We start from the raw sequence: 9,799 nt of genomic DNA, 5'->3' as shown, positions 1-9,799 counted from the left end.
GCTAACCCAAATTTGTTTATGAATATTATTTCGCCACGAACATTGAGCTTTACGATGATCATTTGTGCATTTTCCACCAGCTGTTTGTATCGGACTTCGCTATTTGCTAAATCTTCCACCGATTTTATTCTGTTCTCATGGTCAAGAAAAAGTATGCTTACTAGGATAAATCCAAAGGGATAAATTGTGAGTAGAGGAACCAGAAGATGATGAACTACCTCAGAACGCTGGTAGGCTGGGAGTGCTGGAGTGCAGGCAAGCATTGCGATATGAACCAAATAACCAATGCCTATTAGCATCGGGATTGTTAGCCTGATTTTCTTATACTGCCGCAGCTTATGAAAAATGATGCCTATAGCGGTGGATACTACTATAACAAGAATGCCCATAGCCACTCCAGTGCCCCCACTATATATTCGGAATGCTGTGGCCATAGCGGCTGCAAGCATGGCGGGTAAGCTGCCAGCAAAAAGACCGGCAATGGAGAGAATTATGGAACGACCATCAAAAAAGACGCCAGGCTCAACCCTCGCAGGAGCAATCATTCCAACGATGGCGGTGAGACCAAAAAGAATTCCGGTAAGAATGCGATACTGAAGGGTATTCACCTTCCAGTGCCGCGAGATGAAATTGAAGATTATGCTTACCGAAATAAGGATGGCAATATTCCCAATAAGCAGCATGTAATCCATGGCTAATGGTTTTGGCTATGACAAATACCCTACAATATACGGCAATGTGTAATGTAAGTTTTATATTGGTATGACAAAGCCAAGATATAAAAAAAAAGGTAACGAACCGTTACCTTTTAAATCTATGATTTTATGCCGAAATCTTATTCGACCCACTTTTTTACACTCTCAATGGTGGGGTTAGTAAGCCCCAACTTATGCTTCTTGTTCATTCCGCAAAGGTCGTTGAATAGCTTGCCCGCACTGACCTTTTTTATTGAATCAACAGTAACAAAGCCCATTTTTTGAAGCACAGGCACCCACTCCTCTGTTACTCCCATTGCCAAATATGCAGATGGTTCATCTTTTGTGATCTTCTTCTCAGGTCGCATCTGTGGGAAGAACAGCACATCCTGAATGGACGATTGGTTGGTCATAAACATGGTGAGGCGATCGATACCGATACCCATGCCCGAACAGGTTGGCATGCCAAATTCCAGTGATCTTACAAAATCCATATCGATGAACATTGCCTCATCATCTCCCTTTTCCGACAGCTTCATCTGGTCTTGAAAACGCTCCAACTGATCGATGGGATCGTTGAGTTCGGAGTAGGCGTTGCAGAGTTCCTTGCCGTTCACCATTAGCTCAAAGCGCTCGGTGAGTTCCGGGTTGCTTCGGTGCCGTTTGCACAGTGGCGACATCTCTATGGGGTAGTCGGTGATGAAGGTTGGCTGTATGAAATTGCCCTCGCACTTTTCACCGAAAATGGCATCGATGAGCTTACCCTTGCCCATGGTTTCGTCAACCTCAATTCCCAACTCCTTGCTTACCGTGCGCAGCTGCGCTTCGCCCATACCGGAAATATCCTTGCCTGTATACTCCTTAATGGCATCGTACATGGTTATGCGGCGGAACGGGCGCTTAAAGTCGATGGCCTTGTCGCCCACCTGAACTTTAGTGGTTCCGTGCAGCGCAATGGCCACGCGCTCCAGCATCTCCTCGGTAAACTCCATCATCCAGAAGTAGTCCTTGTAGGCTACATAGATCTCCATAACGGTGAACTCCGGGTTATGCGTTCTGTCCATTCCCTCGTTGCGGAAGTCCTTGGAGAACTCATACACACCGTCGAATCCGCCAACAATAAGTCGCTTAAGGTAAAGCTCGTTAGCAACACGAAGATAGAGCGGTATGTCGAGCGCATTGTGGTGCGTAATAAATGGGCGAGCCGCTGCACCTCCAGGGATTGGCTGAAGGATGGGCGTCTCCACCTCCAGATAACCATTGGAGTTAAAAAACTCGCGCATGGTGTTGATGATTTTTGCACGCTTTACAAAAACATCCTTTACCTGTGGGTTTACCACTAGGTCCACGTAGCGCATACGGTAGCGCTGCTCGGGATCGGTGAATGCATCAAAAAGTTGTCCGTCCTTCTCCTTTACAGTAGGAAGGGGGCGGATAGACTTCGATAATATTTTTAGCTCTTTGGCGTGAACCGACATTTCGCCGGTTTGGGTGCGAAAGGCAAAACCTGTTATGCCAACTATGTCGCCATTGTCGAGCAACCTTTTGAAAACAGTATTGTAGAGCGTTTTGTCCTCGTCGGGGCAAATGTCGTCGCGTTTCAGGTAAATTTGAATTCTTCCCTTGTCGTCCTGCATCTCAAAGAACGAAGCGCTGCCCATAATGCGGCGGGTCATGATGCGTCCGGCAATGCAAACCTCCTGGCCGCTTGCGCTCATCTCCTCAAAGTGTTCAATAATGTGTGCGGTGGTGGAATTCACCGGATAGGCCTTTGCCGGATAGGGATCAATCCCCAGCTTGCGAAGTTCCTCAAGCGATTGACGTCGAATAATCTCTTGTTCGCTTAGCTCTAAGTTGTTCATTGTTTATCTATTTAGCACGCAAATATATCAATTTCTTGGTTATGGGCTGGCTGCTTCCTCGTTGTTTGCATCGTTGTTGGGCTGGATTTTTTTTGCAACGTTTTCTGTTGGAACGATATGGATGATTCGTTTTATTAAGTTGGGCTTTTCTTGAGTTGCTTATGGGGTAATTGTTCCATTTTTGAATCATTTGGCCTAAAAAAGTTTATTTTTGGAGAAAAGCATTTCGTCATGGAGGAGTTAAAACGGTTGCGTCACGAGCTGCATAAAAACCCCGAGCTGTCGAATCAGGAGTCGGGCACTGCATTAAGACTAAAGTTTTTTCTTAGCCGCTATCGTCCCGATGAGCTTGTTCAAAACGTGGGGGGAGAAGGATTGCTGGCCGTATATAACGGGTTGGAGCCTGGGCCAACCGTGCTGTTCCGGGCCGATATGGACGCATTGCCCATAACCGAAATAAATAAGTTGCCTTACTCTTCATCCAAGGCGGGGGTAGGGCATATGTGTGGTCACGATGGCCACATGACCATTCTTTCGGGGTTGGCCATGCAGCTGCACAGTAAGCCACCGCAAAGGGGAAGGGCATTGCTGCTGTTTCAACCTGCCGAGGAGACGGGCGAAGGAGCCGCTAGGGCGCTAGCCGATATGATTCGGCAAGGCTACTCTCCCGACTATGCTTTTGCTTTGCACAACATGCCACGCCATCCACTAGGAAGTTTGCTGCTCAGCAGGGAGGTTTTTGCGGCAGCATCAAAGGGACTGGTGGTTAAACTCACCGGACACTCCTCCCACGCTGCAGAACCCGAAAAGGGTATAAGCCCTGCGCTTGCCGTTGCAAGAACCATAGAGGGACTTATTCATCTCTCCAAATCGGCACCCGGGTTTGAGGACTATGTTCTACTCACTGTCATATATGCTCGGTTAGGCGAAATTGCCTTTGGAACCACTCCTGGGTATGCGGAGGTGATGGCGACCCTGCGCTCATTCAAGAATGAGGATATGGCGCTCCTTACAAAGCTCTCGGAAGAGATTGTAAGGAAGGTGGCAGCCGAGCAACACCTTAGGGCAGATATTTCATACGTTGAAGAGTTTCCTGCTGCAGTAAATAGCTCCAATGCCATTGCCTATGTTGAAAAGGCTGCAAACCAATCCTCCATCCCGATAGTGGAACTTGTAAAACCTAACGGATGGTCCGAGGATTTTGCACACTTTTGCCTTCACTGTAAGTCAGCCATATTTGGGTTGGGCTCAGGAGTTGACCACCCCGAACTGCATCGACCCGACTACGATTTTCCTGACGAGATAATCGAGCCAGGGGTAAACCTTTTTCATGGAATTGTTCGGCAATTGTTGGGGTAGGCATTCATTCATCTTGGGAGAATGTAGCCACCGATCTTGACGGTATAAATGAAATTGTAGGCCAGTTTTACGGAAAAAAATCTTTTTCTTTGTTCCTCTTCAAGGAGGAATTCAATCATGAGTTATTTGAGAAAGCCGGAATGGCTAAAGATAAAGCTCGAGCGCGGTGCTTCGTTTACTGATGTAAGCAATATTGTGAAGGACCACAAACTGGAAACCATTTGCAGCAGTGGCAAGTGTCCAAACATGCACGAGTGCTGGAGCTGCGGAACAGCCACCTTCATGGTGCTGGGCGACACCTGCACTCGCTCCTGTAAATTCTGTGCAACTAAAAGCGGAAAACCGCTGCCACCTGATACCGACGAGCCGCAAAGGCTTGCCGAAAGCATTCAGCTAATGAAGTTGCGCTACGCCGTTATCACTTCGGTTGATAGGGACGACCTGCCCGATGGTGGAGCGGCCCACTGGGCGGCATGCATCAAGGAGGTTAAGCAAACTAATCCTAACATTAAAGTTGAGGTGCTCATTCCCGATTTCGATGGGCATACCTCTCTAATTGATGTGGTGCTGGCTGCCAAACCCAACGTGGTGGCCCATAACGTAGAAACCATCGCTCGCCTCACACCGCTCGCCCGCAGTAGAGCTCGTTACCAGCTTAGCCTCGACGTGCTGCGTTACATAGCATCCACCGGCATGGCCACCAAAACGGGCATAATGGTTGGCCTGGGCGAAACAGAAGCCGAAGTGATAGAAACCATGCAGGATGCGTTTGATGCAGGTTGTTCCATATTTACCATTGGTCAGTATCTTCAACCAACTCAAAACCACCTACCCGTGGTGGAGTATGTCCACCCCGACATCTTTAAGCGTTATGAAGAGGAGGGAAAAAAGATAGGGTTGAAGCAGGTGGTTAGCGGCCCGCTGGTGCGGTCGAGCTACCACGCTGCCGATTTTTCGAACCAATAACCAAATTTGTATGAGCAGCATAGTGGAGTTTAAAGATTTGGGCACCATAGCCTACGGCGAAGCCGTTGAAGTGCAGGAGGGATTCTTTAAAACGGTGGTGGAGCATAAGTTCTCCGGTGCAAAGGATAGCTTCAAGGGATACTTGCTCTTCTGTGAACACCCACACGTATATACCCTTGGAAAGAGTGGCAACGCAGGCAATATGCTCATTACCGATGAGTTTCTCAAAACCATAAACGCCAGCTACTATCCTACCTCAAGGGGGGGCGATATTACCTACCACGGTCCTGAGCAACTTGTGGGTTACCCCATAATCGACTTGGAGGCCTTTGGTATTGGGCTAAAGGATTATATTGCTGAGTTGGAGCAGGTTTCCATTGGAGTATGCGCACATTACGGCATAGCTGCCACGCGCCTCGATGGTGCTACCGGCGTGTGGCTCGATGTTGGCGTAGCAGGCCGAGAGCGAAAGATTTGTGCCATTGGCGTTCGTGCCAGCCGCTTTGTTACAATGCACGGCTGGGCGTTTAACGTAAATACCGATTTGAAGTACTTCTCCTACATAAACCCTTGCGGATTTGTGAATAAGGGCGTTACCTCGCTCGAGGTGGAGCTGAAGCACAAGGTGCCAATGAATGAGGTGAAAGAGGTGTTTAAGCAGGAGTGGAAAAAGGTATTCGATTGCGAACTTTCGGGTAACTAAGCGAACAATTAGTAATTTTTGTTTATACCTTCGTGAATTATCAATTGGCAACGTTTGCAGTGCGGATTTGATGGGGAGAGTGAAAGCAACGACGCCATAAATTTTATAGCGATGAAAAAAATAAGAACGACATATGGAAAAGCGATGGGTTTTAAAGGAGCAGGGAGATGTGTCCGAGGTTGCCCAATTGTCAGAAGACCTGGGGATTGACAAAGTTCTTGCCAACCTCTTAATTCAACGAGGCGTAAGAACATTCGAACAAGCAAAATATTTTTTTCGTCCCTCACTTGAGATGCTCTACGACCCCTTCCTTATGAAGGATATGGACAAGGCCGTGGCGCGCATTCAGGAGGCCATTTCGAAAGATGAGAAAATTTTGGTGTACGGCGACTACGATGTGGATGGAACCACAGCGGTGGCTTTGATGTATGCCTTCCTGAGCAAAATTTTCGACAAGATTTACTACTACATCCCCAATCGCTATTCGGAAGGATACGGAATCTCGATAGCAGGCGTTGACTACGCTGCCGACAATGGCTACTCGCTGGTTATTGCCCTCGATTGCGGCATTAAGGCGGTTGAAAAGGTGGATTATGCCCGCCAAAAGGGAGTCGACTTTATAATTTGCGACCATCACCTTCCGGGCGATGTTATTCCTGCTGCGGCTGCGGTGCTCGATCCAAAGCGGCTCGACTGCAGCTATCCGTTTAAGGAGCTTTCCGGTTGCGGTGTTGGGTTTAAGCTGGCTCAGGGTATTGCCCTGCGAAAGGGAATTCCATTTTCGGAGCTGGAACCGCTTCTCGATTTGGTGGCGGTAAGCATCGCCTCCGACATTGTTCCGCTCATCGATGAGAATCGTGTGCTCGCCCACTTTGGATTAAAGCGGCTCAACGAAAATCCGTGCAAAGGGTTAAAGTCGATTATTAAGCTGGCCGGCCTCGACGGCCACTCCATGGCCGTGGACGATATTGTGTTTAAGATTGGCCCCCGAATTAATGCGGCTGGACGAATGGAATCGGGTAAGGCAGCCGTTGATCTGCTGCTGGCACAACGCGACGACCATGCCACTGAGATGGGCGACCTGATAAACACCTGCAACAACGATCGAAAAAACGTGGACCGTTCCATCACCCTGCAGGCGCTGGAGATGATTGGGACCAGCCCCGAGCTGCAGAGCAAAAAGGCTACCGTGCTCTATAATCCTGAATGGCACAAGGGTGTAGTGGGCATAGTGGCTTCACGCCTCATCGATTACTACTACCGGCCCACCATTGTGCTCACCAGCGCCAAAGGTTTTGCAACCGGCAGTGCTCGAAGCGTCCCCGGCTTCGACCTCTACCAGGCCATTGATAGCTGCAGCGATTTACTCGAAAACTTTGGCGGCCACATGTACGCCGCCGGACTTACGCTTAGGGTAGAGAACGTTGAAAAATTCAAGGAGCGTTTTGAAAAGGTGGTGGCTGAAAACATCACCGATGATATGATGGTTCCCATGGTGGAGATTGATTCCGAACTTTCTCTCGCCGAAATTAACGACAAGTTCTTCAGAATACTGAAGCAGTTTCAGCCCTTTGGTCCGGGAAACATGTCACCGGTGTTTGTTACCCGTGGAGTGGTGGACAACGGCGATGGCCGGCTGGTTGGGCTGGAGCACGACCACCTCAAGCTCGACCTTATTCAGGAGGATAACCCATACAAGCCCATTGCCGCCATTGGCTTTCAGCATGCAACGCACTTCGACCACATTCAGCAGGGAAAGGCTTTCGACGTATGCTACGCCATTGCCGAAAATACCTACCGTGGTGTGTCTTCCATTCAGCTGAGAATTAAGGATATTAAGTATTAGAAATTATAATTCCTAGTTTGGCTGCGCCGAGCTCTCCGGCCACTGACGGATCGGTTCTAATTTGCCTTCAACTCCTATCCCAAGGTAATGCTCCATGGCCATGGCTGCTCATTTGCACCGGGCAACAAGGTTTTTACTATATTTACATGAGGAACACTCTGGTGTTCGCATGTATGACCTAAGCTTTGGTGTCGGCGAGTAGCCGATCGCATTGAGCTGATCTGTTAATATCGATGCTACTGCAACTGTTGTTGCATTACTATTCTGATTAATAATTAAAATAGAAATTGATTATGGCTCTCGAGGAATTATTCGAATCAATGAATAAAATTGTACCTTTTCGGAAATTGATGCCAATGTATATTGTGCTTGGTATTATGGGTTTTATTATGATTGTAGGAGTAATTTTGGATTCTGTTTTACCAAACAAAGATTTTTATCATGTTACACTTATTGGAAGAATCAATGATATTCATAAGGAACCAAAAGACACATATTTTTTAATCGATCATAATTGGTATCTTATTAAAAACGAGTGTGTCAACTATATGAGTATAGGTGATTCACTTATAAAAAAGAAAAACAGTTATACTCTTACTATTCTTGGAGGTATTCATTCAGAGCAAGTAAAGTTTCAGCAAGAGGTAAAAAGGCTGGTCTTCAAAAAAGTTCAAATTCCAATTAGGCCTTGACATGTTGTTGGACCCTGCCCACCTAAACAACAAAACGCTCGGGCGATCTTCAACTCAACCCCAAGATTTTGCTCTGTTGCCAAGGCTGCTCATTTGCCACTGGGTAACAAGGTTTTTACTATATTTACGGTAGCAATACTTTGGTAAGCACGTATGGGGGAGATCCGCACCAATTAAGGTTATAACAACGGAACAGTTGAGCCATTCAAAAAATAGTAATTCATGGAAACAAAACAAAATATAATTAGGGGCACCAGAACGAATTGTGCAAGAAATGAATTGTGCATGATTGGCGTGTGAGCGTTGATTATAAAAGGGAACAGCGTATTTAAGCACGAGTTTTGTCCAAAACGAAATGTGCAACTTGATTGATTTTGGTTTAAGTGAGGTTGAATTTTTAAACGTAGATATAATGGTTACCTATAGTATGCTTTAATGCAGCGGTAAAAACATGGCTTATTACCTACTTTACTGGTATTACAAAGCGTTACTTATGCCACAAAACGGCCCTCTTATGAGGGCTTTTTTTATGGCATTTTTGGAACTGATAAAATTGGTAAGAAAGATAGTTTTTTGAGTTGGGTGGACAGTTGGAGGGACAGTTGGGGGGACATGAGTTGGTATTTATAACATGCTTTCACACCCCCATACGGCTCTAAAAAGTGGCAAAAAGTGCAGTATTTGCACTATTCGACCCCCCATAATACACGCCGTTAATTTATAATACAGCACACTAACGCACACACATTCAGCGTGGTAATAGAATTAGGATGTAAAGGCAATTAAGAAAACGTGTGCTGGTGTGTTACCCCATGCTATTGATTCGGATGCTGGCCTTAACCAGGGCGGCAAACTTGATGGCATCGAATGGGATCTCCTTTTCCTGGTGGTGGGAATTTTGGCTTACCAGCTTAATCCATCCTTCCTGCGTGCTCTTCTGCACATACTTTACGGTTATAAACTGGTCTCCTTCAAGAAGGATGGACAGTAGATACATCTCGCCCCAAAATAGGTTGGCCTTATCGTTAAGAACCTTGTAAGCAACAATGTCGCCTGACTTAAGCAGCGGATACATGGAGTCTCCGGTAACGTAAACTGCCCCGTCGCAGGCAGGTAGGTTAGGTATTTCGATATAATCAATCGGCTCCTGCTTATGCAAATCCTCAAAAATGGCTACTATTCCAGCCACTGCTTCTATATTATATAAAGGAATCCTATCGGTTGTTTTTCCATCATCACTTTTGTGGTTGAATTTGGTTATAGAGGTCTTCAGCATTTCACCATTTCCAGTTATTAGCCAATCTAATAAGATAATATCAGAATATTCTGTATTTAAAAATCTATTGAAGAAATCAAAACTAGGTTTGGCTTTACCTTTTGTAATGTCATATATAGCCTGACTTCTTTCATAACCAAGTTTTTTTGCAAAAGAATTAACATTAAGACCCAGATAGTCAATAATGTGTGAAATTCTTTCAGAAATATCTGTATTGTTGACGTTAATTTCTTGCATGTTCAGAACATTCTGTATATACTTGCATTATGTTTTTGTATAGAAACTGGCAATAAAGGTAAGGTAAATTTTAAAAATCAGCACAATGGGCATAATAATTACCAAGCACGGTGAGAAAAAGGAGCTCCGAAGGCTATTCAACACAAGCCTTGTAACCGTAAGG

General features: G+C 46.1%; 7 protein-coding genes and 1 pseudogene. 5 read left to right on the top strand and 3 right to left on the bottom strand.

Annotation, left to right across the window (positions count from 1 at the left end):
• Both VMW01_10665 and lysS read right to left on the bottom strand, forming a co-directional pair.
• On the bottom strand, positions 1-692 hold a 692-nt coding region (locus VMW01_10665), incomplete at its 3' end, for a LytS/YhcK type 5TM receptor domain-containing protein (protein HUW06709.1).
• Positions 693-835: 143 nt separating this feature from the next.
• Entirely contained in the window at positions 836-2,557 is a 1,722-nt protein-coding gene (lysS, locus tag VMW01_10660) for a lysine--tRNA ligase (protein HUW06708.1), read from the bottom strand.
• A 231-nt stretch (positions 2,558-2,788) separates the two neighbouring features.
• On the opposite strand from lysS, the gene VMW01_10655 reads away from it, so the two are divergent.
• From VMW01_10655 to VMW01_10635, 5 genes and pseudogenes are all read left to right on the top strand, one after another.
• Positions 2,789-3,916: an amidohydrolase gene (locus VMW01_10655; protein ID HUW06707.1), complete on the top strand. Its 1,128-nt coding sequence runs from the start codon at positions 2,789-2,791 to the stop codon at positions 3,914-3,916.
• 111 nt (positions 3,917-4,027) lie between these two features.
• Positions 4,028-4,882 (top strand): annotated as a pseudogene (lipA, locus tag VMW01_10650) (lipoyl synthase).
• Between the two features lie 10 nt (positions 4,883-4,892).
• A complete protein-coding gene (gene lipB, locus VMW01_10645; protein ID HUW06706.1) occupies positions 4,893-5,585 on the top strand; it encodes a lipoyl(octanoyl) transferase LipB in 693 nt (230 codons plus the stop codon).
• A gap of 133 nt (positions 5,586-5,718) precedes the next feature.
• A complete protein-coding gene (gene recJ / locus VMW01_10640; GenBank protein HUW06705.1) occupies positions 5,719-7,431 on the top strand; it encodes a single-stranded-DNA-specific exonuclease RecJ in 1,713 nt (570 codons plus the stop codon).
• A gap of 320 nt (positions 7,432-7,751) precedes the next feature.
• Positions 7,752-8,123, top strand: coding sequence for a hypothetical protein (locus VMW01_10635; protein ID HUW06704.1), 372 nt, complete (start codon positions 7,752-7,754; stop codon positions 8,121-8,123).
• Positions 8,124-8,928: 805 nt separating this feature from the next.
• On the opposite strand, the gene VMW01_10630 is transcribed toward VMW01_10635, so the two are convergent.
• On the bottom strand, positions 8,929-9,636 hold the full coding sequence (locus VMW01_10630; GenBank protein ID HUW06703.1) for a S24 family peptidase: 708 nt from the start codon (positions 9,634-9,636) through the stop codon (positions 8,929-8,931).
• Positions 9,637-9,799: the final 163 nt, after the last annotated feature.

Origin of the sequence: Williamwhitmania sp. (assembly GCA_035529935.1) — a bacterium.
In the GTDB taxonomy this organism is placed as follows: domain Bacteria; phylum Bacteroidota; class Bacteroidia; order Bacteroidales; family Williamwhitmaniaceae; genus Williamwhitmania.
This window is presented reverse-complemented; position numbering and strand designations above follow the sequence as displayed.

Coding starts and splice junctions, on each gene's coding strand:
- VMW01_10655 (HUW06707.1), top strand. CDS start 2,789: ATGGAGGAGTTAAAACGGTTGCGTCACGAGCTGCATAAAAACCCCGAG.
- VMW01_10635 (HUW06704.1), top strand. CDS start 7,752: ATGAATAAAATTGTACCTTTTCGGAAATTGATGCCAATGTATATTGTG.
- lipB (HUW06706.1), top strand. CDS start 4,893: ATGAGCAGCATAGTGGAGTTTAAAGATTTGGGCACCATAGCCTACGGC.
- VMW01_10630 (HUW06703.1), bottom strand. CDS start 9,636: ATGCAAGAAATTAACGTCAACAATACAGATATTTCTGAAAGAATTTCA.
- recJ (HUW06705.1), top strand. CDS start 5,719: ATGGAAAAGCGATGGGTTTTAAAGGAGCAGGGAGATGTGTCCGAGGTT.
- lysS (HUW06708.1), bottom strand. CDS start 2,557: ATGAACAACTTAGAGCTAAGCGAACAAGAGATTATTCGACGTCAATCG.